This window comes from Azospirillum aestuarii (genome assembly GCF_016632405.1).
Classification (GTDB): Bacteria; Pseudomonadota; Alphaproteobacteria; order Azospirillales; family Azospirillaceae; genus Azospirillum; species Azospirillum aestuarii.
This window is the reverse complement of the sequence record NZ_JAEPIV010000001.1, coordinates 93,887-120,804: the sequence shown is the minus strand read 5'-3', so window position 1 is coordinate 120,804 and position 26,918 is coordinate 93,887. Positions and strand designations below refer to the sequence as shown.

Annotated in this window: 25 protein-coding genes; 15 read left to right on the top strand and 10 right to left on the bottom strand. The window is 68.5% G+C overall.

The genetic code is table 11. From position 1 onward, the window contains the following. Positions 1-21: 21 nt before the first annotated feature. From JJL56_RS00580 to JJL56_RS00560, 5 genes are all read left to right on the top strand, one after another. Entirely contained in the window at positions 22-1,083 is a 1,062-nt protein-coding gene (locus JJL56_RS00580) for a flagellar biosynthesis protein FlhF (protein WP_145627194.1), read from the top strand. Then, positions 1,080-1,874 carry a MinD/ParA family protein gene (locus JJL56_RS00575; RefSeq protein ID WP_014198325.1) on the top strand — a complete coding sequence of 265 codons (795 nt, stop codon included), beginning with the start codon at positions 1,080-1,082 and terminating at the stop codon, positions 1,872-1,874. The genes JJL56_RS00580 and JJL56_RS00575 overlap by 4 nt, the downstream gene beginning before the upstream one ends. Positions 1,875-1,881: 7 nt before the next feature. Further along, on the top strand, positions 1,882-3,924 hold the full coding sequence (locus JJL56_RS00570; RefSeq protein ID WP_211111735.1) for a hypothetical protein: 2,043 nt from the start codon (positions 1,882-1,884) through the stop codon (positions 3,922-3,924). A gap of 14 nt (positions 3,925-3,938) precedes the next feature. Further along, positions 3,939-4,301 (top strand): hypothetical protein, encoded by a 363-nt coding sequence (locus JJL56_RS00565; RefSeq protein WP_200483804.1) that lies wholly within the window; start codon positions 3,939-3,941, stop codon positions 4,299-4,301. 125 nt (positions 4,302-4,426) lie between these two features. Continuing rightward, positions 4,427-6,052: a sensor domain-containing diguanylate cyclase gene (locus JJL56_RS00560; RefSeq protein ID WP_200483803.1), complete on the top strand. Its 1,626-nt coding sequence runs from the start codon at positions 4,427-4,429 to the stop codon at positions 6,050-6,052. 18 nt (positions 6,053-6,070) lie between these two features. Here JJL56_RS00560 and JJL56_RS00555 read toward each other — a convergent pair whose 3' ends face one another. Continuing rightward, entirely contained in the window at positions 6,071-6,508 is a 438-nt protein-coding gene (locus tag JJL56_RS00555; RefSeq protein WP_200483802.1) for a flagellar FliJ family protein, read from the bottom strand. Further along, positions 6,505-7,851 (bottom strand): flagellar protein export ATPase FliI, encoded by a 1,347-nt coding sequence (fliI, locus tag JJL56_RS00550; protein ID WP_145627326.1) that lies wholly within the window; start codon positions 7,849-7,851, stop codon positions 6,505-6,507. Before fliI ends, JJL56_RS00555 begins: the two co-directional genes overlap by 4 nt. A 277-nt stretch (positions 7,852-8,128) precedes the next feature. Between fliI and ctrA the strand changes: the two genes are divergently transcribed. Continuing rightward, positions 8,129-8,860, top strand: coding sequence for a response regulator transcription factor CtrA (gene ctrA, locus JJL56_RS00545; protein ID WP_145627202.1), 732 nt, complete (start codon positions 8,129-8,131; stop codon positions 8,858-8,860). Positions 8,861-8,930: 70 nt separating this feature from the next. On the opposite strand, the gene JJL56_RS00540 is transcribed toward ctrA, so the two are convergent. Beyond that, complete coding sequence (locus tag JJL56_RS00540; protein ID WP_145627203.1) at positions 8,931-9,113, bottom strand: DUF1127 domain-containing protein; 183 nt, start codon at positions 9,111-9,113, stop codon at positions 8,931-8,933. Between the two features lie 176 nt (positions 9,114-9,289). On the opposite strand from JJL56_RS00540, the gene JJL56_RS00535 reads away from it, so the two are divergent. Further along, entirely contained in the window at positions 9,290-10,198 is a 909-nt protein-coding gene (locus JJL56_RS00535; RefSeq protein WP_145627204.1) for a transcriptional regulator GcvA, read from the top strand. Here the strand turns inward: JJL56_RS00535 and JJL56_RS00530 are convergent. From JJL56_RS00530 to JJL56_RS00505, 6 genes are all read right to left on the bottom strand, one after another. Continuing rightward, a complete protein-coding gene (locus tag JJL56_RS00530; protein ID WP_145627206.1) occupies positions 10,182-11,027 on the bottom strand; it encodes a CheR family methyltransferase in 846 nt (281 codons plus the stop codon). The two genes, JJL56_RS00535 and JJL56_RS00530, sit on opposite strands and share 17 nt — an antisense overlap. After that, a complete protein-coding gene (locus JJL56_RS00525) occupies positions 11,024-12,124 on the bottom strand; it encodes a protein-glutamate methylesterase/protein-glutamine glutaminase (RefSeq protein ID WP_186453000.1) in 1,101 nt (366 codons plus the stop codon). Before JJL56_RS00525 ends, JJL56_RS00530 begins: the two co-directional genes overlap by 4 nt. Before the next feature lie 138 nt (positions 12,125-12,262). After that, positions 12,263-12,628: a response regulator gene (locus JJL56_RS00520; protein WP_145627210.1), complete on the bottom strand. Its 366-nt coding sequence runs from the start codon at positions 12,626-12,628 to the stop codon at positions 12,263-12,265. 48 nt (positions 12,629-12,676) lie between these two features. Further along, entirely contained in the window at positions 12,677-13,177 is a 501-nt protein-coding gene (locus JJL56_RS00515) for a chemotaxis protein CheW (RefSeq protein WP_014198311.1), read from the bottom strand. Continuing rightward, complete coding sequence (locus JJL56_RS00510) at positions 13,174-15,939, bottom strand: hybrid sensor histidine kinase/response regulator (protein ID WP_145627211.1); 2,766 nt, start codon at positions 15,937-15,939, stop codon at positions 13,174-13,176. Before JJL56_RS00510 ends, JJL56_RS00515 begins: the two co-directional genes overlap by 4 nt. Before the next feature lie 335 nt (positions 15,940-16,274). Next, positions 16,275-16,919, bottom strand: a complete 645-nt coding sequence (locus JJL56_RS00505; RefSeq protein WP_200483801.1) for a histidine phosphotransferase family protein — start codon at positions 16,917-16,919, stop codon at positions 16,275-16,277. Positions 16,920-17,149: 230 nt separating this feature from the next. On the opposite strand from JJL56_RS00505, the gene JJL56_RS00500 reads away from it, so the two are divergent. The 4 genes from JJL56_RS00500 to JJL56_RS00485 all read left to right on the top strand — a co-directional run bounded on the left by JJL56_RS00500 (position 17,150) and on the right by JJL56_RS00485 (position 21,484). Beyond that, positions 17,150-17,332 carry a DUF3553 domain-containing protein gene (locus tag JJL56_RS00500; protein ID WP_145627214.1) on the top strand — a complete coding sequence of 61 codons (183 nt, stop codon included), beginning with the start codon at positions 17,150-17,152 and terminating at the stop codon, positions 17,330-17,332. After that, positions 17,329-17,715 carry a c-type cytochrome gene (locus JJL56_RS00495; RefSeq protein ID WP_145627215.1) on the top strand — a complete coding sequence of 129 codons (387 nt, stop codon included), beginning with the start codon at positions 17,329-17,331 and terminating at the stop codon, positions 17,713-17,715. Before JJL56_RS00500 ends, JJL56_RS00495 begins: the two co-directional genes overlap by 4 nt. A gap of 116 nt (positions 17,716-17,831) precedes the next feature. Beyond that, positions 17,832-20,252 (top strand): penicillin acylase family protein, encoded by a 2,421-nt coding sequence (locus JJL56_RS00490; protein ID WP_200483800.1) that lies wholly within the window; start codon positions 17,832-17,834, stop codon positions 20,250-20,252. Beyond that, positions 20,249-21,484: a threonine ammonia-lyase gene (locus tag JJL56_RS00485; protein WP_247889541.1), complete on the top strand. Its 1,236-nt coding sequence runs from the start codon at positions 20,249-20,251 to the stop codon at positions 21,482-21,484. The genes JJL56_RS00490 and JJL56_RS00485 overlap by 4 nt, the downstream gene beginning before the upstream one ends. A 12-nt stretch (positions 21,485-21,496) precedes the next feature. On the opposite strand, the gene JJL56_RS00480 is transcribed toward JJL56_RS00485, so the two are convergent. Then, the gene (locus JJL56_RS00480; protein WP_145627218.1) at positions 21,497-21,976 is read right to left on the bottom strand and encodes a flavin reductase family protein; all 480 of its coding nucleotides are present in this window, start codon (positions 21,974-21,976) and stop codon (positions 21,497-21,499) included. A gap of 245 nt (positions 21,977-22,221) precedes the next feature. On the opposite strand from JJL56_RS00480, the gene JJL56_RS00475 reads away from it, so the two are divergent. The 4 genes from JJL56_RS00475 to JJL56_RS00460 all read left to right on the top strand — a co-directional run bounded on the left by JJL56_RS00475 (position 22,222) and on the right by JJL56_RS00460 (position 26,781). Beyond that, complete coding sequence (locus tag JJL56_RS00475) at positions 22,222-23,292, top strand: flagellar motor protein MotB (RefSeq protein ID WP_145627220.1); 1,071 nt, start codon at positions 22,222-22,224, stop codon at positions 23,290-23,292. Positions 23,293-23,490: 198 nt separating this feature from the next. Then, positions 23,491-24,975: a circularly permuted type 2 ATP-grasp protein gene (locus tag JJL56_RS00470; protein ID WP_186452993.1), complete on the top strand. Its 1,485-nt coding sequence runs from the start codon at positions 23,491-23,493 to the stop codon at positions 24,973-24,975. Beyond that, positions 24,972-25,949 (top strand): alpha-E domain-containing protein, encoded by a 978-nt coding sequence (locus JJL56_RS00465; RefSeq protein ID WP_145627222.1) that lies wholly within the window; start codon positions 24,972-24,974, stop codon positions 25,947-25,949. The genes JJL56_RS00470 and JJL56_RS00465 overlap by 4 nt, the downstream gene beginning before the upstream one ends. A gap of 91 nt (positions 25,950-26,040) precedes the next feature. Further along, a complete protein-coding gene (locus tag JJL56_RS00460) occupies positions 26,041-26,781 on the top strand; it encodes an arginyltransferase (RefSeq protein ID WP_200483799.1) in 741 nt (246 codons plus the stop codon). Positions 26,782-26,918 lie beyond the last annotated feature (137 nt).

Sequence of the window (26,918 nt, the reverse complement as noted above, 5' to 3'; positions counted from 1 at the left end):
TGACGGGCGGGGAGCGAGCCGATGCGGCTGAAGTCGTTCCACGCCAAGTCCATGTCCGAAGCCATGCGCATGGTCCGCCAGACGCTGGGCGACGATGCCATCATCGTCGCCACGCGCGAGGAGGAAGGCGGCGGCGTTCGCGTGACCGCGGCGGTGGAGGACGACGATCTGCTGATGGCGCAGGCGCGCACGGCCCAGCCCGCCAGGACCGCCCGCCCCATGGTGGTGGTCGAGGAGGAGCCGGAGATCGACGTGGGCGAGGTGGTGGCCGACGTGCTGCACCGCCACGGCGTTCCCGCCGCGCTGGCCGAGCAGCTGATCGACGCCGCCGCCGGGCTGGACACCGACGACCCCGCGCTGGCGCTGGGCGCCGCGCTCGACTCCATGTTCACCTTCAGCCCGCTGCAGGACCGGCGCGGCGGCAACAAGCCGCTGATCCTGGTCGGCCCGCCGGGCAGCGGCAAGACGCTGATCGTCGCCAAGCTGGCCGCCCAGGCGGTGTTCCGCAAACGCTCGGTCGGCGTGATCACCACCGACACGGTTCGCGCCGGCGGCATGGAACAGTTGGCCGCCTTCACACGTCTGATGAAAATCAAACTGGCGACGGTGGAAGACCCCGACGCGCTCGCGGGCGCGTTCGAGGTCAGCCGTGGCGCCGACGTCGTCCTGGTGGATACCGCCGGACGCAACCCCTACAACCGGGAAGACATGGCCGACCTCAAGGCCCTGCTGTCCGCCGGGGTGGCCGAGCCGATCCTCGTGCTGCCCGCCGGGCTGGACGCCATGGAAGCCGCCGACATCGCCCAATCCTTCAAGGCGCTGGGCGTGCGGCGGATGCTGATCACCCGGCTCGACATGGCGCGTCGGCTGGGCAGTCTCCTGGGCACCGCGCACCGCGCGCGGATGGCCTTCTGCAACGCCAGCGTTTCCTCCAAGGTGGCCGAGGGGCTGACACCGTTGAACCCGGTGGCCTTCGCCCGCCTGATGATGCCCGCCGAGGACAAGGCGGCGCGCAACCGGCCCAAACCGGCGGCCGCCACCAAGACCAAAGCCGTTCGTTCTTCGTCGAGGACCATCCCATGACCGATCCGGTGTTTCCGGCCGCCCTCAAGAACGTTCACCCGCTGCGCGGTGCCAACGTCATCGCCGTGGCCAGCGGAAAGGGCGGCGTCGGCAAGACGTGGTTCTCGATCACGCTCGCCCACGCGCTGACCAAGATGGGCAAGAATTCGCTGCTGTTCGACGGCGACCTCGGCCTTGCCAACGTCGACATCCAGCTCGGCTTCCAGCCCAAGAACGATCTCGGCGCGGTGATCAACGGCGACGTGACGCTGGGCCGCGCGGCCCAGCGCTACACCGAGGGCGGCTTCGACATCATCGCCGGCCGCTCCGGCTCCGGGACGCTCGCCCAGTTGCCGAGCCAGCGCCTGTCCGGCCTGCGCAACGACCTGATGGAACTGGCGCGGCGCTACGACTGCGTCATTATGGACATGGGCGCCGGCGTGGACCGCACGGTGCGCACCCTGTCCGGCCCGGCCGGGACGACGCTGGTGGTGACGACGGACGAGCCGACGTCGCTGACCGACGCCTACGCCTTCATCAAGCTGACCCACGCCACCAACCCCACCGCCGACCTGCGCGTCGTGGTCAACATGGCGCAGAGCGTGAAGGACGGGGAGCGCACCTACGGCACGATTCTGAAAGCCTGCCAGAACTTCCTGAAATACAAGCCCGCCCTGGCCGGCATCATCCGCCGCGACCTGAAGGTGCGCGACGCCATCCGCAACCAGTCGCCGCTGCTGACCCGCTCCCCGAGCTCCGACGCCGCGCGGGACGTGCTGGCCATCGCCCAGCGGCTTCTGAACGGCCAGTAAGTCGGGGATGGGGGGCGCCCTTCCACCCCCGGCCGGCGGCACGCCCGCCGCCCCCGTGGCGGCCACCCCCGCGCCCGCGCCGGTGGCGGTCGCCGAGGGCACGGTCAAGGCCCTGCCTGAGCGCTTGCAGGACATCGTCCGCCCGGTGGTGCTGACCGGCACCGTCGTCGGCACCACGCCGGAGGGCGTAACCCGCGTGCGCACCCAGGCCGGCGAGGTGCTTGTGCAAACGCCGACGCCGCTGCCCGCCGACAAGCCGGTGACGCTCCAGATCACCCCGGCGCAGGTGTTGCTGGAACAGGCCGCATCGACCGATCCAGCCGCGGCGTCCCCCAGCCAGAGCCTCGCGGCGAAGGTGCTGGTGCTGACCCAGGGCACTCAGACCGCCCCCTCGACCACCGCGCCGAACGTTTCGACGCCACCGCCGACGAGCGGGCCGGCGCAGACCATCCCCGGCCAGACCGGTGCGGCGCGGCCTCAGGGCTCGGCGACGCCGGTCGTGATCCTGCCCACCCCGACGCCCGCCACGCCGACGGTGGGACCGGCGGGCCAGCCGCTTCCCCTGCTGCTGCCGGGCACCATCGTTCCCGCGCTGGTCATCGCCGCGGCGCCGAAGCCCCCGGCTCCGCCCGGTGCGGCCCCGGCCCTGCCCGGCCAGGCCACCACCTCCCCGGCAACTCCACCACCCCATTCCATCATGGACGGCGGCACCAGCCCAGCACCGTCACCGACCAGTCAGCCAAGCGCCGCCCCCGCTCCTCCGCAGGCACCCCCCACCCCGTCGGGAACGATGCCGCCTCTCCCCGGCAAGCCGATGCTCGACGCCACGGTGGAACTCGGCGGCGACGCGGCGCATCCCGGTGGGGAACTTCCTGAGCCCGCACCCTCTTCGAAGCCGGCCTCTTTGAAGCCAGCCGGGGAGCCGGTCCTGACCCAGGGCGGCACCGTCGCGCTAAAGATCCTGACCGTCACCCCACCGCCGGACCAGCCGCAGGCCGCCCCGCCGGACGACGGGTCTCTCCCACCGGACGGCCAGAACGCCGGCAACCCGCCCCGCAAGGACGGTGCTCCACCCCAACCCGCTTCCGCGCCCCCCACCCCACCGCGCGGCGCCGCAGCCCCGACCGCAACGCTCACGATGCCCAGTGTGGACCCCGGCGCCTCCCCGGCGACTCCGGAGACGCCCGACGGGCCGGTTCTGAAGGGCATGGTGGCCGGCAGCACGCCGCAGGGGCAGCCGATCCTCGCCACGCCGCAGGGCATGCTGGCGCTGAACGTCCAGGCGAGCCTGCCGCCGGGCAGCGCCGTCACCGTCGCCCTGACCGACCCGGCCAGAGCCCTCCAGACCGCTCCGCCCCCGCTCACCGCGGAACCGGGGCCGCTGAGCGAGCGGGACTGGCCCGCCATGCGCCAGCTCCTTACCGCCCTGGCCGGGGTGGACCGCTCCGCCGCGCAGGCGCTGATCGGCACGGTGATGCCGCAGCCGAACCGCAAGCTTGGCGCTGCGATGAGTTTCTTTCTCTCGGCGATCCGCGGCGGCGACGCCCGCGGCTGGTTGGGGGAGGACGCCGCCTCCGCCCTGGAAAGATCCGGCCAGGGAAGCCTGCTGTCCCAGCTGGAGCGCGAGTTCCGCAGCCTACAGCAGCAGGCCGGCGATCCCCTCCCCGGCGACTGGCGCCCCTACACCCTGCCGATGATGGACGCCAACGGGTTGCTGCCGATCAAGCTGCATATCCACCCCATCCATTCCGACGAGGACGGCAAGAAGCGCGGCAAGGCCGGCGAAACGGGCAGCCGCTTCCTGCTCGACCTGGACCTCAGCCGCCTCGGTCCCATGCAGCTCGACGGGCTGGTGCAGCCCAACCGGTTCGACCTGATCCTGCGCAGCCACACCCCGCTGACCCCAGCAATCCGTCTGGACCTGATCCAGATTTTCGCGGACAGCATCCGCGCCGTCGGCTACATCGGCGGCCTGTCCTTCCAGTCCGGCGCCAAGTGCTGGGTCAAGCTGACCCGGACCGGGGCCGGCGGCAGCAGCTACACCGCCTGACGAGCCTGGACGCCATGCACCGCCGCGAGCTTCTGACCACCGCCGCCAACCCGGACGCCCGCCACGACTATCTGGTGGAGCTGCACGGGGAACCGGCGCCCGGCACCCGCCTGACCCTGCGCTACGTCCCCGACCGCGCGGTCGCCACGCCGGACGGCGTCGCCGCCTATCTCGGCGCCCTGTCCGACACCGCGGCGGCCGCCGGGCCGGAAGCGCTGGCCATCGCCGTGCTCGACGACCTGAACAACGAGTTGATCCCCCGCTGGGTGGAGGTCACGGTGGAGCGGACCCTGCCCGTCCCCCAGCGTGTGGTCATCGAGGACCGCCAGCCCGGTTGGGACAACCCGCATCTTTTCGCCCGGATGCGGCGCGTCTGATCCCCCGATCCCCGCCTCACCACCCGTCGAGCATGGCTGCACCGCGCCGCGCCACAGCGTTCACCGCTTGATTTCCTCAACCCGCATGAGAATAAAGCGGGTCGGTCGGCGCGTGGAAGAGTCCGTTGAAACGTACACGAATATTAAGGCGCGCCCAAAGCCTGTGGGCGCGCGTTGGGCTTCGCGCACGCCTCGAAGCCTTCATCCTGCTCGCCCTTCTTCCAATGGTGGGTCTGGTCGTCGTCCTTCTGCTCCAGGAACGCAGCCAGGACATCGAGCGGGCGCGCGAGGCCACCCGCCTGCTGGCCGACCGGGGGGCGCAGCAGCAGGCGCAGATCGTGCAGCAGGCCCGCAGCGTCCTCCAGCTTCTCACCCTCGTTCCCGACATCCGGGAGGCGAGCCCCGGACGTTGTGCGACCTTGTTGAAGCAGGCGACCGACCTCTATCCCTGGGCCTCCGGTTTCGGAGTGTTCAATCCCGACGGGAGGCTGCTGTGCAGCAGCAACGACAACCGGCCGGCAAATCTCGCCGAGCGTGACTATTTCCAGAAGGCTCTGGCGACGCGCGACTTCACGGTCAGCAACTTCCTGATCGGCCAGAACAGCAAACAGCCCCGTGTGGTCGCCGCCCTGCCGATTCTCGGCGATGACGGGTCGGTCATCCGCGTGCTGGTGGGCGGGGTGGATCTGAGCTGGCTTGCGGAACTGTCCGCCGAGATTGCCCGCGAGTCCGGCGGGATCGTCTCGCTGTTCGATTCCCAGGGGACGACCCTCGCGCGCGTGCCGGACCCGCAGGGGATTGTCGGGCGATCAATGGCCGATCATCCGATGATCGGCAAGATCCTGCGGGAAGAGGCGGGAATCATCGAAGACGACGGGCTGGACGGCGTTCCCCGGATCAGCGGTTTCTCGACCCTGGAGGAAACCGGCGCCAAGATCGTCGTCGCGGTCGCGCGCGACGACATCCTGGCGGCGGCCGACCGGAACCTGCTGCTGGGAACCGGCATCATGACCGGCGTGGTGCTTCTCATCGTCGGAGGGGTTTGGGTGCTGATGGAGGTGATGGTCCTGCGCGGCCTGCGGGACCTCAAGGCGTCGGCGGCCTTCCTGTCGTCGGACTTCTTCGATCCCCATGCCCCCTGCACGCCCGCGCCGGTCCACACGTCCGAGTTCAGCCAGGTTGCCCTGGCGATGCGGACGATGGGGCGGACGCTGAGCGCCATCGCCTTCGAGGATCGCCTGACCGGGCTTGCCAACCGGCGCTTCTTCGAAGCCCACGTGGAGCGCCTTCAGGATCAACCGGTGCAGGATCGCGATCCGCTGGCGATCCTCTACATCGACCTCGACGGGTTCAAGCCGATCAACGACCAGCACGGCCACCACACCGGCGACATGGTGTTGAAGGAGATCGGCAACCGGTTGGCGCGTTGCGTGCGTCACGGCGATTTCGCCGCGCGCCTCGGCGGCGACGAGTTCGCGGTGCTCCTCTCCGTGCCGGACGGCCAACAGGGGCATTATGCGCGGGACGTTGCCAGACGGATCATCGACAGCGTATCCGCCCCGATCATGGCCGACGGGCTCGACATCCGGATCGGGTGCAGCATCGGCACCGCGCTTTGGCCGTCGGACGCGGCGGACCTCACCATGGCGCTTCAGAACGCCGATCGGGCGCTGTACGCCGCCAAGCGCGCCGGCCGTGCGCGCGTGGTGTCCTATTCGGATCTTCCCGCCGACAACGCCATGGCGACCTGATGGGAACAGGCCAGCGCGTCAGGATTCGACGCTGCTCTCCTCCTGCTGGCGGCGGCGGAAGCCGACCAGAGCCGTTTCGTCCAGCATGTTGGCCTCCTTGCGCTTCAGCTTCTCCTTCTCGCGCTTCAGCCGCTCCTCCTCGGCCAGTTCGTAGCGCTTCAGCTCCTGGAAGGCTTCGGCCATCTCGTCGGTGGCGACGGCGATCTGTGCCTCCACCTGCCCCATGGACTGGGTCAGGCGCTTGCCGCGCTCCATCGCCGCCTGGATGTAGTTGCTGTATGTGAAGGCGTATTCGACGTTGCCGCGGGCGGTATCACGCTCCGCGGCGATCTCTTCCTTCAGCCGCTCGATCTCGGCCTGGAGTCGGTCGGCAAGGCTCTGGAGTTCCGCCAGCGCCCGGCGCTTCTCGTCGAGTTTCCATTTCTGGAGGCGGATGATGGTCTTCAGACTGCTCATTCTTGCGGCGGCCACTGTTCAATGCCGAAAATGGCGGCAAGCTGGGCGTAGCTGTTGTCGAGGTCGGTCGCCTCGCGCTTGCCCTGCTTCAGGAAGGCCTCCAAGGCCGGCTGGAAATGGATGGCCTCGTCCACCTGCGGGTCGGTGCCCTTGCGGTAGGCGCCTAGGCGGATCATCTCCGCCATGTTGTCGTACGACGACATCAGCCGCCGCGCATGGTTCACCAGCTCATTCTCCATGGGGGAGTTGCAGCCGGGCATGGTGCGCGACACGCTGCGCAGGATGTTGATGGCCGGGTAGCGCCCGCGCTCTCCGATCTGGCGCTCCAGGACGATGTGGCCGTCCAGGATGCCGCGCACGGCATCGGCGATGGGTTCGTTGTGGTCGTCGCCCTCGACCAGCACGGTGAACAGGCCGGTGATGGAGCCCGACCCGCTCAGGCCCGGCCCGGCGCGCTCCAGCAGGCGCGGCAGCTCGGCGAAGACGGTCGGGGGATAGCCCTTGGTCGTCGGCGGCTCGCCGGCCGACAGGCCGATCTCGCGCTGGGCCATGGCGAAGCGGGTCACGCTGTCCATCATGCACAGCACGTTGCAGCCGGCGTCGCGGAAGGCCTCCGCCACGGCCAGCGTCATGTAGGCGGCCTGGCGGCGCATCAGCGGCGCCTCGTCGGAGGTGGCGCAGACCACGACGCTGCGCGACAGGCCTTCCTCCCCCAGATCCTCGGTGATGAACTCCTGAAGCTCGCGCCCGCGTTCGCCGATCAGCCCGATCACCGCGACCTCCGCGGCGGAGAAGCGCGCGAGCATCGACATCACCGACGACTTTCCGACACCGGAGCCGGCGAAGATGCCCATGCGCTGGCCGCGGCAGCAGGTGAGGAAGGCGTTGATGGCGCGGATGCCCAGGTCCAGCTTCTCGCCCACGCGGGCGCGGGAATGGGCGGGCGGCGGGTTGTTGCGGATGGGAACGCCGTGGGTCCCCTTGGGCAGCGGTCCCTTGCCGTCCACCGGCTCGCCCAGCGCGTTGATGACGCGGCCGAGCCACGCCTCCGTCGGGAAGACCATGGGCTGGCTGTCCGACACCAGCGCGCGGCAGCCCAGCCCGACCCCGTCGATGGAGCCGAAGGGCATCAGCAGCGCGCGGCCCTGGCGGAAGCCCACCACCTCGCAGGGGACCTGCCGACCGTCGCGGGATTCGACGATGCAGCGGCCGCCCACCGACAACTCCTTCTCGATCCCCCCGACCTCGACCAGCAGGCCGAGCACGGCGGTGACCCGCCCGAACCGGCTGCAACCGGACACGGACTCGATTTCCTGAAGGATGCGGGCGACGTCGGCGGGCACGGTCTTGCGGATCAGCGGACGGAATTGGGACGGGTGAGCCGGGCGCGGACGGCGCAATTTGCGGTGGGCCGAAAGCTCGCCGCCATGCCGCCCGCGTCATGCTCGTCCAAAAACATTAACGTTAAATGAAGTGCTATGCCTCTGGCGTTAAGCTGAATCGTCTGTTAACCTGTGTAAACAGACGAGCGGATCTGTTAAGGGAATTGGTTAAGGAACTGCGGGACAGCAACGCCGCTTCGGAAGCCAGAAACGCGCCATCAAACATCGGGATATCGCCATGAGGGTTCTGCTGGTCGAAGACGACTCCTCCACGGCCAAAAGCATCGAACTGATGCTCCAGTCGGAAGGCTACATCGTCGACTCTACCGACCTCGGTGAGGATGGACTCGAAATCGGCAAGCTGTACGATTACGACATCATCATCCTCGACCTGATGCTGCCGGACATCGACGGCTACGAGGTGCTGCGCCGCCTGCGCGCCGCCCGTGTGACCACGCCGATCCTCATTCTTTCCGGCCTGTCGGAGCTTGACCATAAGATCAAGGGTCTGGGCTTCGGCGCCGACGACTACCTGACCAAGCCCTTCGACAAGCGCGAGTTGATCGCCCGCATCCAGGCCATCGTCCGCCGCTCCAAGGGCCATTCCGACAGCATCATCCGCACCGGCCGCCTGACCGTGAACCTGGACACCCGCACGGTGGAGGTGGACAACCAGCCGCTTCACCTGACCGGCAAGGAATACGGCATCCTGGAGCTGCTGTCCCTGCGCAAGGGCACCACCCTGACCAAGGAGATGTTCCTGAACCATCTCTACGGCGGCATGGACGAGCCGGAGCTGAAGATCATCGACGTCTTCGTCTGCAAGCTGCGCAAGAAGCTGGCCGCCGCCACCCAGGGCGACAACTATATCGAGACGGTGTGGGGCCGCGGCTACGTGCTGCGCGACCCGCACGAGGAAGCGTCCCCGCTCCCGCGCGTCCCGCACCAGCAGGCCCAGGCGGCCGGCTGACCGCCGGCTGCCCAGAAAAGCCATTTTTCATACCGGCAGGCGGCGGGCTCAGGCCTGCCGCCTGCCGCGGTCATTCCTGCCAGAACGCCTTGTCGGATTCGCGGCGGGCTTCGGTGCGGCTCAACCCGACATCGCGCAGCAGATGGTCGTCCAGCGCCGCCAGGGAGCGGCGCTGCCGGTGGCGCTCGATCATCCCCAGCATCTCCCCGAACGCCCGCGCCACGAACCGCCACGCGCCGCCGGGGGACGTCATGTCCCGGTCTGCGGAAACGACGCCCAGCGCTCTCCTGCCCATGATCCGACACTCCGCTTGATGAATTCCGTTCCCTAGGAATGCACCCGGAAGCGGCTTGTCCGCAAAGGATGCTTTCTCTAACCTGCATGAGAGAATTTCATGCGGCCGGGCAACAATCCGGCGGATGCGGACCCATGCAGATCCCTCCCCTCAACGGCCTGCGCGCCTTCGAAGCGGCGGCGCGCCATCTCAGCTTCACCCGCGCGGCGGAGGAGCTGAACGTTACCCAGAGCGCGATCAGCCACCAGATCCGCACGCTGGAGGATCGGCTGGGCATCCGGCTGTTCCGCCGGCTGAATCAGGCGCTGGTTCTGACCGATGCCGGCCAGCTCCTGCTGCCCAGCGTGCGCGACGCCTTCGCACGGCTGGCCACCGGTCTGGAGCGGGTGATGGAGCATGAGCGCTCCGGCGTGCTGACGATGAGCGTTTCGCCCTCCTTCGCCAGCCGCTGGCTGATGAGCCGCATCGGCCGCTTCCGCGCCCGCCACCCGGAAATCCATCTGCGGATCAGCGTCAGCCAGCACGAGATCGATTTCGAGCGCGAAGCCGACATCGACATCGGGCTTCGCCATGGCCTCGGCCGGTGGGAGGGGTTGCGGGCCGACCGCTTCCTCGACGACGCGGTGTTCCCGGTGTGCAGCCCGGCCTTGCTGCAGGGACCGACGCCGCTGCGGCAACCCGCCGACCTGCGCCATCATGTTTTGGTCGAGGAAACCGGCCACAGCTATTGGGCGACGTGGCTGGCCATGGCCGGGTTGGGTGATCTGAAGCCAAGCTCCGAGATGGTCTTCGACGAGATCGGCATCGCCATCGAAGCCGCGGAAAATGGTCAGGGCATCGCCATGGCACGCGGCACCCTGGTGTTGGAGGAGTTGGCGAGTGGGCGGCTGACCCGGCTGTTCGACCTCGCCCTGCCGGGAGACTTCGGTTACTACCTCGTCTGCCCGGAGGTGACCGCCGACCGGCCCAAGATCGCCGCTTTCCGCCGTTGGATCATGGAGGAAGGCGCCGCCGACCGCCTCACCATCACACCGCCGCCTTGAGCCCGCTCGGCACCTGGAAACCGCCTAGGCTGTAGAGGCCGCGCTGGCCTTCCACCGGCTTGAAGCGGTCGGTGATGCCCAGCACGGTTTCCGCACCGCCCAGATAGAGCACGCCGTCCTGCGGCATCTGACGGGCGATCGCCTCCAGCACCTTGGTCTTGGTCGGCTGGTCGAAATAGATCAGCACGTTGCGGCAGAACACGATGTCGAACTGCCCCAGCCCCGACAGGTCGCCCAACAGGTTGAATTCGCGGAAGGAGGCCATCTGGCGAAGCTGCTGGCTGATCTGCCATTTGTCGCCCTGCTGTTTGAAATGCTTCACCAGCATTTGAATCGGCAGGCCGCGCTGCACCTCGAACTGGGTGTAGATGCCCGACTTGGAGCGTTCCACCATCTCCGCGGAGATGTCGGTGCCGACGATCTCGATCCGCCAGCCGGCCAGCTTCGCCGAATCATCGTTCAGCAGCATGGCCAGCGAATAGGCCTCCTGCCCCGACGAGCAGGCCGCCGACCAGATGCGGATCGACCGCTTCGCCGACCGTGCCTCGAGCAGCCGCGGCAGGACGATCTGCTTGAACTGGTCGAAGGGCTTCTGGTCGCGGAAGAAGGACGACTCGTTGGTCGTCATCGCCTCCGTGATGTCGCGCAGCAGGGCTTCGTCCTTGCGCGTCCGCACGGTGGAAGCCAGTTCCTCCAGCCCCTTCATGTTCCACTTGCGCGCCACCGGCATCAGCCGGGATTCGAGCAGGTAGGCCTTGTCGCGGGTCAGGACCAGGCCGGAACGCTGCTTGAGCAGCGTGGAGAACATGTCGAAATCTTCGACTCTCATGCTGCCCTCGATGCGAACTTGCGGATGTAGGGACCGATTTCCTTGAGCGGCAGCACCGCGGAACAGATGCCGGCCTGGGCGACGGCGCCCGGCATGCCCCACACGACGCTGGACGCCTCGTCCTGCGCGATCAGGGTGCCGCCGGCGTTCACCACCTCGGTGCAGCCCTTCAGCCCGTCCTGCCCCATGCCCGTCAGGATGCAGGCGAGAACCTTGCGCCCACCGAAGGCGCGGAGGATCGTCCTCATCATCGGGTCAACCGCCGGACGGCAGAAATTCTCCGGCGGGTCCTTGGTCAGCGAAATCACGTTGGCGCCCGCGCGCTGGGTCACCAGCATGTGGAAGTCGCCCGGCGCGATGTAGCAGCGCCCCGACACGATCGGCTCGCCGTCCTTCGCCTCCTGGGCGTTCAACCCGCATTGGCGGGTGATGTGCTCGGCCAGGATGGTGGTGAAGGTCGCCGGCATGTGCTGGGTGATCAGGATCGGCTGCGTGACGCCGGCCTTCAGATGGGCCAGCACCTCGAACAGCGCCTGCGGGCCGCCGGTGGAACTGCCGATCGCGATCACGTCCGGCTTGACCTGCCCGGCGGAGCCGACGGCGGGGGCCGGGCGCAGCGTGACGGGCGGCGTCTCGCGCTTGAGGAAGGCGGCGGGCATCGGGGTCAACGGGCGCAGCTCGCCGCGGGTGCGGGACCCGGCGCGCCGCGCGGCGGCACCCAGCGCCTTGACCTTCGACACCAGCTCGCGCTTGAAGGCGTCCGCCCCGCCGATTTCGCGGGTGGAGGTCGGCTTGGGGATGTAGTCGGCGGCCCCTGCGGACAGGCAGCGCATGGAGATGTCGGCCCCGCGCAGCGTCAGCGTCGAGGCCATGATGATCTTCACCTGCGGCGCCACCGCCAACAGCTTCGGGATGGCGGTCAGCCCGTCCATCACCGGCATCTCGATGTCGAGGACGATGACGTCGAGCGAGTTGCGCTGCAGGGCGTTGACCGCCATCTGGCCGTCGCCGACCGACGCGACCACGCGGATTTCGGTATCGCCTTCCAGCGCGCGGGTCAGAAGGCCACGAATGACGGCGGAATCGTCGACCACCATCACCCGGACGGGGTCGCCACCGGCCGCACCGGTCGGATGCCCCGCCGGTGCGGGGGGAGGAGGTCTGCCGAAACGATCGGACATAACGCAATCAGCCTTTCAGGGTCGGAACGGTGCGCGGCGCGGTGGTCCCGCCGGTCACAGCAGCCCGACCTGCTGGAACTTGGTCTGGATGATGTCGCTGTCGAACGGCTTCATGATGTACTCGTTCGCCCCGGCGGACAGCGCCTCCTGGATGTGGGCGAGGTCGTTCTCCGTCGTGCAGAACACGACCTTGGGAAAATCCCCGCCGCTCATCTTGCGCAAACGGCGCAGAAACTCGATGCCGTTCATCACCGGCATGTTCCAGTCCAGCAGGATGGCGTCCGGCATCTTATGCGCGCAGGCCTCCATGGCCTGTTTGCCGTCCTCCGCTTCGGTGCAGGCGAAGTGCAGCTCTTCCAGGATCTTCCGCGCGACCTTGCGGACCACGCGGCTGTCGTCGACGACCAGGCAAACTTTCATGGTGAACGGGCCTCAGGCTTCGCTTTGCACACCGACCGGGGTTTCGCCTCAGGCCGCTTCCATCGTGGTGAAGTTCAGCAGACGCGGCACGTCCAGAACCACCATGAGCTGACCGTTCAGGCGATAGATGCCCGTGGACACCTCGCGCCAGCGCGGGTCGAGGGTGGCCGGGTTGCGCTCGAAGTCATCATTGGAGAGGCTCAGCACCTCCCCCACCGAATCGACCATCAGGCTGTAGAGTTCGCCGCGCAGGTCCACCACGATGGACATGCCCGGCTTGTCCTTCGGGCGCGACGTCAGGCCGAGCCGCAGGCGCACGTCGATGGCGGTGACGATGCGCCCGCGCAGGTTCAGCGAGCCGGCGACCTCCGGCGGGGCCAGCGGGATGCGGGTGATCCTCTGGTGCCCCAGCACGTCCTGGACCTGCAGGACCGGGATGCCGAACAGCTGGTCGGCGATCGTCATGGTCACGTAGTCCTGGCTGCCACCGGAGGTGATCTCGTCGCCCTTGGACTTCTTGGTGGTGGCGGGCAGCTTGGCGTTGCTCATGCGGCACCTTTCTGCTCGGACAGGGTCTGCTGCAGCGCGTACAGCAGCGCGTCACGGTCGAATTTGGCGACATAGTCGGTGAACCCGGCCTGACGGCCGCGGTCGAGGTCGCGCGGGGAGGCGTGGCTGGACAGGGCGACCATCGGCGTGCCGCTCCAGCGGGTGCCGCCCTGGCGGACCGCCTCGGCGAAGTCGAAGCCGCTCATCCCCGGCATCTCGATGTCGGAGACGATGACGTCGAAGTCCTCGCCCGCCTCGCAGAGCGCCAGCGCCTCGTTGGCGTTCTCCACGGCGGTGACGTCGTAGCCGGCGACCGACAGCAGCGGGGTCAGCAGGTTGCGGAAGAAGGGGCTGTCGTCGACCAGCAGAACGCGCTGCAGCGCCCTCTCCTCCTCGTACGCATCGGTCGAGGACGAGCCGAACCAATCCTTGTAGGCCTGGGTCAGGAAGAAGCCGGCGTCGAGCACGTCCGTCGCCTTGCCGGCGATGATCGCCGAGCCCATCAGGCCCGGACGGTCGGCGGTAAGCTGCACCACCAGACGCTCCTCCACGATGTCGACGATCTCGTCGACGATCAGCCCCATCGAGCGGTCGCCGTCGGCGAAGACCAGAACCGGCTGGCGGCCTTCCTGGCCGATCATGAAGCCCGGATCGATCGGCACCAGCGGCATCAGCTTGCCGCGGTACTGGACCACCGGCATGCCGTTGGACGATTCGACGCTGGCGAGGTCCACATCCTCCAGGCGGGCGACCAGCGACAGCGGCACCGCCTTCGGCGCGCCGGCCCCGGCGCGGAACAGCAGGAGCGCCATCTTGTCCTCCTGGCGGGTCGCCTGGACGGAGGTCGCCTCCTTCGACGCGGTCTCGCCCATGGCCATCTCGCCGGTCGCCGACGCGATGCCGTTCGGGTCGAGGATCATGATGACCGAGCCGTCGCCGAGGATGGTGTTGCCCGAGAACATCTCGATGTGGCGCAGGATCGGCGCCACCGGCTTCACCACGATTTCCTCGGTGTCGAACACGCGGTCGACCATGATGCCGAAGGTGTAGGTGCCGACCTGCGTGACCACGATGAAGGTCTCGTCGGTCTTCTTCTCCCCGCCCTCCTGGTCGTCCAGCCGCAGCAGCTCCTGCAACGAGACCAGCGGCAGCAGGCGGTTGCGCAGGCGCAGGACCGGCGTGCCCTTCAGCCGCTCGATGGTGTGCTCGCTGTCGGCGGCGGCGCGCACCAGCTCGACCACGCTGATCTGCGGGATGGCGAAGCGCTCGCCGGCGCACTCCACGATCAGGGCGGAGACGATGGCCAGCGTCAGCGGGATCTTGATGACGAAGGTCGAGCCCTTGCCCTGCTGGGACTTGATCTCGATCGTGCCGCCGATCTTCTCGATGTTGGTCTTGACCACGTCCATGCCGACGCCGCGGCCCGACACGTTGGTGACCTTCGCCGCGGTCGAGAAGCCGGGCTTCATGATGAACTGGATGATCTGCTGGTCGGACATCGCCGCCAGCTCGCCTTCCGAGGCCATCCCGTTCTGGATCGCCTTCTGCTTGATCCGGTCGATCGCCAGGCCTTTGCCGTCGTCCTGGATCTCGATGATGATGTGGCCGCCCTCGTGGTAGGCGTTCAGCGTGATCCGCCCGGTCTCCGACTTGCCCGAGCGCACCCGGTCGGCGGGCACCTCCAGGCCGTGGTCGGCGGAGTTGCGCACCATGTGCGTCAGCGGGTCCTTGATCAGCTCCAGCACCTGACGGTCCAGCTCGGTGTCGGCGCCGAGCATCTGGAGGTCGATCTTCTTGCCCAGTTCGTGCGACAGGTCGCGCACCAGGCGCGGCAGCTTGGCCCAGGCGTTGCCGATGGGCTGCATGCGCGTCTTCATGACGCCTTCCTGCAGCTCCGACGTCACGTGGTTCAGACGCTGCAGCGGGGCGGCGAACTCGCTCTCCTTCTGCGACCGCAGGATCTGGAGCAGCTGGTTGCGGGTCAGCACCAGCTCCGACACCATGGTCATCAGGTTTTCGAGCAGGTCCACGTTGACGCGGATGGTCTGCGCGGCGACCGCCGATTCCTTCGTCGCGGCCTCGCCGCCCGCACCGGCGCCGGACGCGGCGTCCGCGGCGGGAGCGGGCATCTTGGCGGCGGCGGGGACCGGATCGGGGTCCGGCACCACCAGATCGTGCGAGGGGGCGGGCTCTTCCGCCGGTTCCGCGGCGACCGGGGCCAGCGCGGTGCTGGTCGGGCCGGGCGTGGAATTCCAGATCGCCTCAAGCTCGTCCAGCGTGAGGTTGCCCGAGGAGGCCGGGGCCACCTCCGCCGCCGCGACCGCGGGGGCCGGCGGGGGCTCCGGGGCCGGGGCGGGCTTGGCCGGGGCGGCGCCGGAGCCCAGCTTGCCTTCGGCGCACAGGTTCAGCCGCTCGATCAGCGGCAGATCGTCGCCCGGCGGCTCCGCCTCCGTCGCCTCCAGCACCGCCAGCAGGCTCTTGATGGTGTCCAGCGCCTGAAGGATCAGCGAGACCGCTTCCGGGTTGATGGTCAGTTCACCGTCGCGGAACTTGCCCAACACGTTTTCCGAGGCGTGCGCGACCTTTTCCAGGCGCGGCAGGCCGAGGAAGCCGCAGGTGCCCTTGATGGTGTGCACAAGACGGAAGATGTTCGACAGAAGTTCCGGATTGTTGGGATTCTGCTCCAGACGGACCAGTTCCACGTCGAGAACCGACAGGTTCTCGTTGGTTTCCGTCAGGAATTCGGAGAGCAGATCATCCATGTCGCGATCCCCACGCCCGCAATTGTATCCGTTTCCGGCCGGGCCGTCCGGAGGGCGGCGTGCGCGACGCCGCCGGTACGGGCCTTTCCAGCTATGGTGGGAGCCTGTCAAACACTGATTAAGAGAACCTTACCTCCTTCGATACCACTCTCGGGGCTCCGCCGTCTTGCCAAGCCAGCCGGCACAAGGTCACAGCCCGCAAGGCCGCTGCCGCGGCAGCGGCTTATGACCGCCCGGCACGCGGTGCGCGAACACGACCAAGCGCCGCGCACCGGACCGGCGGCGGTTTGAAACACGTCGTCAATGCGCGGGTTGCGCCCCCGGCGGAGGCCGCGTCACCACTCCACGGTGAAGACCAGCCGGTCCGGTCCGGCCGGGGTGGCGGCGACGCGGTAGCCGTCGTCCTCCGCGAATCGCCCGGTCATATAGGCGTGGATGCTGCGCGGGGTCAGGTCGGCGGCGGCCACCGTGCCGGCCAGCGCCGCCGCGGACTCGTCCTTCAGGGCGCCGGGCCGCCCGGCGGCGGTGATGATGAAGCGGCCCGCCTGCTCGTCCCCCTCCGCCGCGACGGTGATGGTGCCACCGTGGGTCAGCGCCTCGTCGGCCAGGATGATGACGTTGAGCAACACCTTCGACGCACCGCGCTTGAAGGCGAGTTGATCGTTCGGCACCCCCGCCGGCCAGTCCAGCGAGGTGCGCCCGCCCTCCAGCAGCCCCTGCGCGGAGGAGCGGGTGTCGCCGAAGCCCTTCTGCTCCCGTCCGGCGAGGCCGTAGGCCAGCCGGAAGACGCGCAGCCGCCGGTCGGCCTGCCCGGAGGAATGCTCGATCAGCTTCACCGCCTCGCCCATAAAGCCCCCGGCGGGCTCGTCCTCCATCTCCTCGATCAGTTCCAGCCCGTTGCGGATCGCTCCCACCGGGCTCACGAGGTCGTGGCAGATGCGGGAAGCGACAAGCTCGATCACGCGGATGTCCAGCGGCACGGGTGGTCTCCAGATCGTTGATGGCCGATGGTCGGCGAAGCGGCCGTCGGCCAAAGCCCGGACATGGGAACTTCCCCCGGCCGGGCGGCATTCTGTAGCATGCCGGTGCCCCATGGGGATGGCCGGCGACGTCGTTCGTTTGTATCATTCCAGGGGCGCGGATGCCGCCGCTTTTCCGCGGTCATCCCGCGAAAGCGATAACCGATTCCGGGGGATGGAGGAGACGCGGCATGGACGATTCACTGGTTCCCGGTGCCTGGGTGCGCCACCCTGCCCGCCCCGACTGGGGTCTTGGGCAGGTGCAGTCGGCCATCGGCGACCGCGTCACCGTGAACTTCGAGAATGCCGGGAAGCTGCTCATCAACACGTCGGTGGTCTCCCTGACCGTCACCGATCCGGACGACGCGCCGTGAATGGAAGGTGGCCGCTGGCCGTCCTTCTCCTGCTGGCCGCCGGCAGCCCCGCGCTGGGCGACGACGCGCCCGATCCGGAGCGCGGCAAGACTTTGTTCCGCGCCTGCGCCTTCTGCCACACGCTGACGCCGGACGGCGGCAACCGCGCCGGCCCGACGCTGTGGGGTCTGTTCGGGCGCCCCGCCGGTGCGGTGGAGGGCTACCACTACTCCCCGGCGCTGAAGGGCAGCGGCATCGTCTGGGACGAGGCGGCGGTGGCCCGGCTGTTCGAGATCGGCCCTGACGTGATGACCCCCGGCAGCAAGATGCCGATGCAGACCATCGCCAGCGCGTCCGACCGCCGGGATCTGGTCGCATACCTTAGGGAAGCCACGGCGCCGTAAATCCGGATTGCGAGGCCTGCAAGCGGAATTGAGGAGCATGGCCCCGGACGAACCCCATCCCCATCTCTGTCTGTCGAACCCCCTTTCCGAGCCCCCTTTCCCAGCACTGGCCCCCGATGATTCCCCGCGCCGTCCGCAAGCCCCTGGCCATCCTGGTCGCCGTTCTCGCCCTGGTGGTCGTGGTGCCGGTGCTGGGAGCGGGCGGAGTCCTGCTGTGGCTTCGCCAGCAGACCCCAGCCTACGAGGGCGCGGCCACCGTTCCGGGGCTGGAAGGCCCGGTGGAGATCCTGCGCGACCGCAACGCCATCCCGCACATCTTCGCCGCCACCGAGCGGGATGCCTATTTCGCGCTCGGCTACGTCCACGCGCAGGACCGGCTGTGGCAGATGGAGACGATGCGGCGCAGCGCCGCCGGGCGGCTCGCCGAGCTGGTCGGCACGCGCTTCGGCGACTGGGCGCTGCGGCTCGACCGCTCCATGCGCACGCTGGGCGTCCACCGCCGGGCCGAGGAGGCCTATGAGGAGCTGTCGCCGGAAGCCCGCCTGGCCTTCGACGCCTACGCCGCCGGGGTGAACGCCTGGATGGAGACGCGCCCCGAAGCGCTGCCCATCGAGTTCCAGCTCCTGCGCCACACGCCGGAGCCGTGGCGGCCCGCCGACAGCCTCGTCTGGGGCAAGCTGATGGCGCTCCAGCTCTCCGGCGATTCGCGGGACGAGCTGTTCCGCGCCAGCGCCCTGAAAAGCCTGACGCCGGAGCAGATGCGCGATCTGTTTCCGGACTCGGACCCCACCGCCCCGGTGACCCTGGCGGCGGCGCTCGACGGCATGGACCTGCAAGGTATGCTGGCCGCCTTGCCCGACCTCGGTTTCGACACCGCGTCCAACGAATGGGCGCTGACCGGGGTGCGCAGCGCGACCGGCAAGCCGATCATCGCCAACGATCCCCATCTCGGGCTGGAGGCGCCGATCCTGTGGTATCTGGCGCGCATCGTGACGCCGGAACACCGCATCGCCGGAGCGACCATCCCCGGCGTGCCGCTTCACATCCTGGGGCACAACGGGCGCGTCGCCTGGGGCTTCACCACCACCCACAGCGACACCCAGGACCTGTTCATCGAGAAGCTCGACCCGCAGGACCCCGGCCGCTACCTGACGCCAGACGGCAGCGCGGCCTTCGGGACGCGCCGGGAGACGATCCGCATCGCCGGCCAGCCGGACGAGACGCTGACGGTGCGCGAGACGCGGCATGGCCCGGTGCTGACCACGCCGGACGCCGCCGACGCCGCGCCGGAGGGCCATGTGCTGGCGCTGGCCTTCCCCGGCCTGACCGCCGCCGACACCACGGCGGAGGCGCTGTACCGCCTCAACCACGCCGCCGACGCCGCGGCGGTGCGCGAGGCGCTGTTCCTCCACGTCGCGCCGCAGCAGAACGTCGTCTATGCCGACACGGCGGGAACGCTGGGCTTCCTGTCGCCGGCACTGGTCCCCGTGCGGCGCGGCGGCGACGGGCGCGTTCCGGTGCCGGGCTGGACCGGCGAATACGACTGGATCGGCTACATCCCCTTCGACGCGCTGCCCCAGGCGGTCGATCCGCCGTCGGGCCAGTTCGTCAACGCCAACAACGCGGTGGTCGGCCCCGGCTACCCCTACGCCCTGGCGACCGAATGGCCGGACCCCGCCCGCGCGGAGCGGATCGTGCAGATGCTGGGCGACGGCCCGCACACGGTGGAGGAAGTCGCCGCCCAGCAGATGGACGAGCTGTCCCTGCCGGCGCGCGCCCTGCTGCCCCTGATGCTGGAGCCGCTGCGCACCGTGCCCGACCTCGACGGACAGGCCCGCGCCGCGCTGGACCGTCTGGCCGGCTGGGACGGGCGGATGGACCGCGACCGGGCCGAGCCGCTGATCTTCTCCTGGTGGGAGCGGGAGTTGGTGCGCAGCGTCTTCGCCGACGAGCTGGGGCCTCTGTTCCAGAGCTATTGGGACCTGCGCCCCCGCGCCCTGCACCGCGTGCTGACCCAGGCGCCGCAGTGGTGCGACGACCGCACGACGCCGGACCGCGAGGACTGCACCGCCATGCTGGCCAGATCCCTGAAATCGGCGCTGGCGGAGATCGAGCGGCGCCACGGAACGGACATGAACAATTGGCGCTGGGGGGCAGAGCACAAGGCCGCCCTGAACCACCGGCTTCTCGGCCGCGTGCCGCTGCTCGGCGAAATGTTCGACCTGTCCATCCCGACCGGCGGCGGCGCCTTCACCGTCAACCGCGGCACCACCCGCGTGCGCGACCCGCAGGACCCCTTCTCCCACGTCCACGGTCCGGGACTGCGCGCGGTCTATGATCTGGCGGATCTCGGCAACTCCCGCTTCTCCATCGCCACCGGCCAGTCGGGCAACCCGCTGTCGCCCCATTGGGGGGATCTGGTGCGGGGCTGGCGCGACGGCGTCGGCCTGCGGCTGACCGGCGACCGCGGCACGCTGGCCCGCGACGGCGCCACGCTGCTGACGCTTTCCCCCAGCCGTCCAGGGAGTTCCCAATGACTGAAGACGTCCCCGAACTGCCCCTGACTCTGGACGACGTCCGCGCCGCCGCCGCGCGGATCGGGAACCGCCTGCCGGTCACCCCCACCGAAGCCTCGCCCCGCCTGTCGGAGATCACCGGCTGTTCGGTGGTCCTGAAGCTGGAGAACCAGCACCTCACCGGCTCCTTCAAGGAGCGCGGGGCCCTCAACAAGCTGCTGTCGCTGGGCGAAGCGGAGCGGCAGGCCGGGGTGATCGCCATGTCGGCGGGCAACCACGCCCAGGCGGTGGCCTGCCACGCCACGCGGCTGGGCATCCGCTCGGTCATCGTGATGCCGTCCTTTACCCCCTTCACCAAGGTGGAGCGCACGGAAAGCCTCGGTGCGCGGGTCGAACTGCACGGCGAGACGCTGAGCGACGCCGCGGCCTATGCCCAGGAACTTGCGGCGCGCGAGGGGCTGGTCTTCGTGCACCCCTACGACGATCCGCTGATCGCCGCCGGCCAGGGCACCGCCGCCCTGGAACTGCTCGACGCCGCGCCGGACCTGGAGATGCTGGTGGTGCCGGTCGGCGGCGGCGGGCTGATCGGCGGCATGGCGGTGGCGGCCAAGGCGCTGAAACCGGACATCGCGGTGATCGGGGTGGAATGCGCCATGTTCCCGTCGATGCGCCAGGCGCTGGCCGGGCAGCCCATCACCTGCGGCGGCGCCACCATCGCCGACGGCATCGCGGTCAAGGCCCCCGGCGCCGTCACCCTGCCGCTGGTCCGCCGGCATGTGGACGCGGTGGTCGAGGTGGGCGAGCCGCGGCTGGAGGAGGCCGTCTACCGCCTCGCCACCGTGCAGAAGCTGGTCGCCGAGGGGGCCGGGGCGGCGGGGCTGGCCGCGGTGCTGGACGATCCGGAGCGCTTCCGCGGCAAACGGGTGGGCATCGTCGTGTCCGGCGGCAACATCGACGCGCGCATCCTGGCGCAGGTCCTGACGCGCGGGCTGGTCTACGAGGGGCGCATGGTGCGGCTGCGCATCGGCATCACCGACGCCCCCGGCGCGCTCGCCCGGGTGGCCCGCCTGCTCGGCGAGGCCGGGGCCAACATCGTGGAGGTGCACCACCAGCGCCTGTTCCACGACGTGCCGGTGCGCATGGCCGAGATCGACGTGGTGCTGGAAACCCGCGGGCGCAGCCACGTCCAGCGCCTCGTCGCCCACATGGAGGAGGCGGGCTTTCCGACGGAGCTGATGACGGATATTTCCTGACCCGGACCCGGCTCAGGGAAGCTGCGAATAGACGCCGCGGAAATAAAGCAGCGGCTTTCCGTCCTCGCTGCCGGACAGGCGGCGGACGCGGCCCACGATGATCACGTGGTCGCCGCCGTCATAGACATGCTCCCGGTCGCACTCCAGGCTGGCGAGACAGCCGGTGAGGATCGGCACGCCGCTGTCCCAGCGCTCGACACCCACCCCGTCCCAGCGCTCCTGCAGGTCGCGGCGCGAGAAGCGGTTGGACAGTTCCGCCTGCCCTTCGGCCAGGATGTTCACCGCGAAGGACGGCGCGGTGGTGAAGGCCTCGAACGACATGGCCGCGCGGCCCAGACAGAACTGCACCAGCGGCGGGTCGAGCGACACCGACGAGAAGGAGTTGACGGTCACGCCGATCGGCTCGCCGTCCGGGGCGACGGTGGTGACCACGGCGATGCCGGTGGCGAAGCATCCGAGGGCATTGCGGAAGGCCCGAGAGTCGATGGTCATGGCGGCCTGTGTGGGCTCGTCGGTTATTGGGGCGAGGGTGCGACGGCGAAACAGCGGGATTATCCCAGCCGGACCCTCGGTGCAAGCCGCATCTGCCCCGGACCGTCCGGAAGCGGCCGCCTGCCGCGTTGGCCGGAAGCCGCCATCCGCCGCATTAAACGGATCTTAAGGATGATGGCCCACCCTTCGGGCGTCCGCACTGGCCGCGAATTCCCGACCTCAAGGCCCCATACAGCCAAGGCTTCATGTCAGCGAACCCGTCCGGCGGCGAACGGCCGATCATCATCAAGAAGAAGAAGGGCGGCCACGGCGGCCACCATGGCGGCGCCTGGAAAGTCGCCTACGCCGACTTCGTGACGGCGATGATGGCCTTCTTCCTGCTGCTGTGGCTGCTCAACGTCACCACGTCGGACCAGCGCAAGGGCATCGCGGACTATTTCTCGCCCACCTCGGTCAGCCGCGAAAGCTCCGGGTCCGGCGGCATGCTGGGCGGGCGCACCATCACCGCGCCGGGCGCCCAGATCTCCCCCTCCTCCCCGATGTCCGCCGACGTTCCGGTCTCCGGCCCGCCCGGCCATTCGACCCAGGAGGACGAGGAGGCCAACGATCCCACCGACGCCGCCCCGCCCCCCTCTTCACCCCCGGCCTCGCCCGCCGAGCAGAAATCCAGCGAGTCGCGCCTCGACTACCAGAAACGGCTGGAGGAGCAGGCCAAGCAGCTCGGCATCCCCGGTCAGAAGCCGGGCGAGCGGCTGTCCGATTTCGCGGAACGGGTGAAGGAAGGCGGCGAGAAGCTGCAGGATGCCCAGAAGGAGGCCCGCCAGTTCCAGCAGGCCGCCACCGAGATCCGCCAAGCCATCCAATCCGTGCCGGAACTGGAGCCGCTGGCCCAGAACCTGATGATCGACCAGACGCCCGAGGGTTTGCGAATCCAGATCGTGGACCAGGACCGCGTCTCGATGTTCCCCGGCGGATCGGGCCAGATGTACCCGCAGACCCGCCAGCTCGTCATGCAGGTGGCCAAGGCGCTCGCCAAGCTGCCCAACAAGCTGTCGATCAGCGGCCACACCGACGGCATCCCTTTCACCTCCGGGGCCGGGCGCGACAACTGGGACCTCTCCACCGAACGGGCCAACGCCACCCGCCGCGCCCTGATCGCCGGCGGCATCCCGGAAGAGCGCGTCCAGGACGTGATCGGCCGCGCCGATCGCGATCTGCTGGTGCCCGACCAGCCGGGCAGCCCGCGCAACCGGCGCATCAGCATGGTTCTGCTGCGCGAAAGCAAGACCCCAGCCGCTCCCGCCGCCACGAACTGATACCAAAGCCGATGCGGCGCTGGTACCAAGGCGTTAGTTCCTTGCCTTTGAACGTGCCCCTTCTTGTTTTGTCGATGCGCCGCACAACGCGGGGAATGTTTGCCCTGTTCAAATGGCGAAGCGATGGTTCATACTTCGCGGCAGACACCATTGCCACATGGCATCGGTCAATCAAGGGCGTTAGCTGCGGGGGAGTCTGTGAGCGTACCCGAAGGCAAGGCGACTGACCTTTTGACGAACTACGATCCCGGCCTTTACTACGACGAATTGTTCGGAGGCCGTGATTATCCAGCCGAGCACTCGGCACTGATCCGGCAGAGACTGGCCGGTCTGAACTTCGGGGATCTGTTGCGGCGGTCGCAGGACGCCGAACGAGAACTGTACAATCTGGGCATCACCTTCCTCGTTTACTCGAACAAGGATGCGGTGGACCGGATTCTTCCCTTCGACATCATTCCACGGGTCATTTCGGCCAAGGAATGGGCGCATCTGGAGGCGGGGATCACTCAGCGCGTCACGGCGCTGAACCTGTTCCTCCACGACATCTATCACGACCAGAAGATCCTGAAGGACGGGGTGATCCCCACCGACCTCGTGCTGGGCAACGGCTGCTTCCGGCCGCAGATGGTCGGGCTGGACGTGCCGTTCGACACCTACATCCACATCATGGGCACGGATCTGGTCCGCGACCGCGAGGGGACCTTCCGCGTGCTGGAGGACAACGGGCGCGTGCCGTCCGGCGTGTCCTACGTGGTCGAAAACCGCCACATGATGCAGCGCGTGTTCCCCGACCTGATGCAGGACATTGGCATCCGCCCGGTGGACAATTACGGGCACAAGCTGCTCGACGCGATGATGGAGATCGCGCCGCAGGACGTGGCCGACCCACAGGTCGTGCTGCTGTCGCCCGGCTCCTACAACTCCGCCTATTTCGAGCACATCTTCCTGGCGCGCGAGATGGGCGTGCCGCTGGTCGAGGGCCGCGATCTGGTGGTGGAGAACGACCGCGTCTACATGAAGACCACCAACGGTCTGGCGCGCGTCGATTCGATCTACCGCCGCATCGACGACGCCTTCATCGATCCCAAGGCCTTCAACCCGGACAGCATGCTGGGCGTGCCGGGCCTGCTGGAGGCCTACCGCAAGGGCAACGTGGCGCTGGCCAACGCCATCGGCACCGGCGTGGCGGACGACAAGGCGATCTACTGCTACGTCCCGCGGATGATCAAATACTACCTGGACCAGGAGGCGATCATCCCCAACGTGGACACGCGCATCTGCCGCGAGGCCGACGCGCTGCGCTACACGCTGGACAACCTGGACAAGCTGGTGGTGAAGCCGGTCGGCGAGGCCGGCGGCTACGGCATCACCATCGGCCCGCGCGCCAGCAAGGAGGAGTTGGCGGATTGCCGGGCCAAGCTGCTGGCCGATCCGTCCAACTACATCAGCCAGCCGGTGGTCGACCTGTCGGTCTGCCCCACCGTGACCGACGACGGCATCGATCCCCGCCACGTCGATCTGCGCCCCTTCGCCATCACGGGAAAGAACACCTGGGTGCTGCCCGGCGGCCTGACCCGCGTGGCGCTGAAGAAGGGCACGCTGATCGTCAACTCGTCGCAGGGCGGCGGGTCCAAGGACACCTGGGTTCTCCAGGATGGCGCACAGGAAGGGAGCGCGTCGTGAATCTGCTGGCCCGTTACGCCGAATGCATTTTCTGGATGGCGCGTTACATGGAGCGCGCCGAGAATCTCGCCCGAATCCTGGACGTGCATGAGACCTTCGCGCGCGACACGCGGGGGATGACCAATTGGTTCTCCATCGTCCAGCTCAATGCCGACGAGAAGGACTTCTTCAGCCGCCACGACCGCCCCACGGCGGAGGCGGTGGTCCATTACTACATGTTCGACACCCAGCACACGAACTCGCTGGTTTCCATGCTGCGCATGGCGCGGGAGAACGCCCGCGTCCTGCGCCCCTGGATCTCCACCGAGATGTGGACGCAGATCAACGTGTTCCACAACAAGCTGGTGGAGATGAACGGCAAGGACGTCGCCCTGTCCAACCTGTCCAAGGTCTGCACCTGGATCAAGGAGGAGTGCCAGACCCACACCGGCATCACCGAGGGCACCTTCTACCGCGACCAGGGCTGGTACTTCTACCAGCTCGGCAAGTACATCGAGCGGGCGGACCAGACCACCCGCCTGCTCGACATCAAGTACCACACGCTGCTGCCCTCCCCCGTGGTGGTCGGCTCCACGCTGGACATGAGCCAGTGGACGACGGTGCTGCGCTCCGCCGCCGGGTACCACGCCTTCCGGCGCGTCTACCCGCGCGGCATGTCGCCCACCACGGTCGCCGGCTTCATGATGTTCAACGAGGGATTCCCGCGATCCGTTGTGATGTGTGTGCGACAGATCGACGGCCTCTTGACCCGCCTGAAGTCCCGTTACACCCTGCGCAACGGCAGTGATGCGATGGAGAAGGTGGACGAGTTGCTCGGCGCGCTTCTGGCACGCCCGATCGAGGAGGTGATCCAGCTCGGCCTGCACGAGTATCTGGACGGCGTGCAGGCCCAGCTCTGCGGCATCACCACCGAGATCGGACGCGCCTTTTTCGGCCAGGACACCGTCACCATGACCCAGAGCCAGTCCCAGTAACTTCCGTTAAGGCAACCTCCGTTCAGCACCTCTCCAGCCGCCGAACCCCAACAGCCGGCCCCGGGCCGGTGATTCAGAAGTCAGCCAGCCGATGTCGGTCATCCAGCCGCAACTCCGCCCGCTCCAGCAGTTCTTCCGGTCCGGGCCGATGCCCTGCCCCTATCTGCCGGGCCGGGTGGAGCGCAAGCTGTTCACCCGGCTGTTGGGCCCCCATTCGGCGGAGGTCAATTCCACCCTGTCGCGGGCCGGCTTCCGGCGCAGCCACGACATCGTCTACCGGCCCGTCTGCCCGAACTGCCAGGCCTGCGTCCCGGTCCGCATCCCGGTGGCCTCCTTCGCCCCCACCCGGTCGCAGAAGCGCGTCCGCCGGGCCAACGGCGACCTGACCCTGGCGGAGGCCCCCGCCGCCGCCACGACGGAGCAGTACCGGCTCTTCTCGCTCTACCAGAACTCCCGCCACGGCGAATCCGACATGGCGCGCATGGCGATGGCCGATTTCGCCGCCATGATCGACGAGGGGCGGGCCGACACCAGCCTGTTCGAAGCCCGCGACGCCGAGGGGCGGCTGGTCGGCTGCATGCTGACCGACCGGCTGACCGACGGCTATTCCGCGGTCTACAGCTTCTACGACCCCCGCCAGGACCGCCGCAGCCTGGGCAGCTTCCTGATCCTCAGCCTGCTGGAGCGCGCCCGGGCGGACGGGCTGCCCTACGTCTATCTCGGCTACTGGATCGCGCAGAGCCGCAAGATGGCCTACAAGGCCAAGTTCCGCCCGCTGGAGGCGTTGGGCCGCGACGGCTGGTTCCGCCTGCCGAACGGTTCGACCGACTGACTGAACGCCTTTCGGATTGCCCATCACTGGGGAATATTGGGGCAATCACGTATAAGGGCCTTCAAGCCCTTGCATAGCGGGGCCGCCTGCGGAATATTGCCGCAGAATACACACCCTTGGTGTTACCATAAAAGATT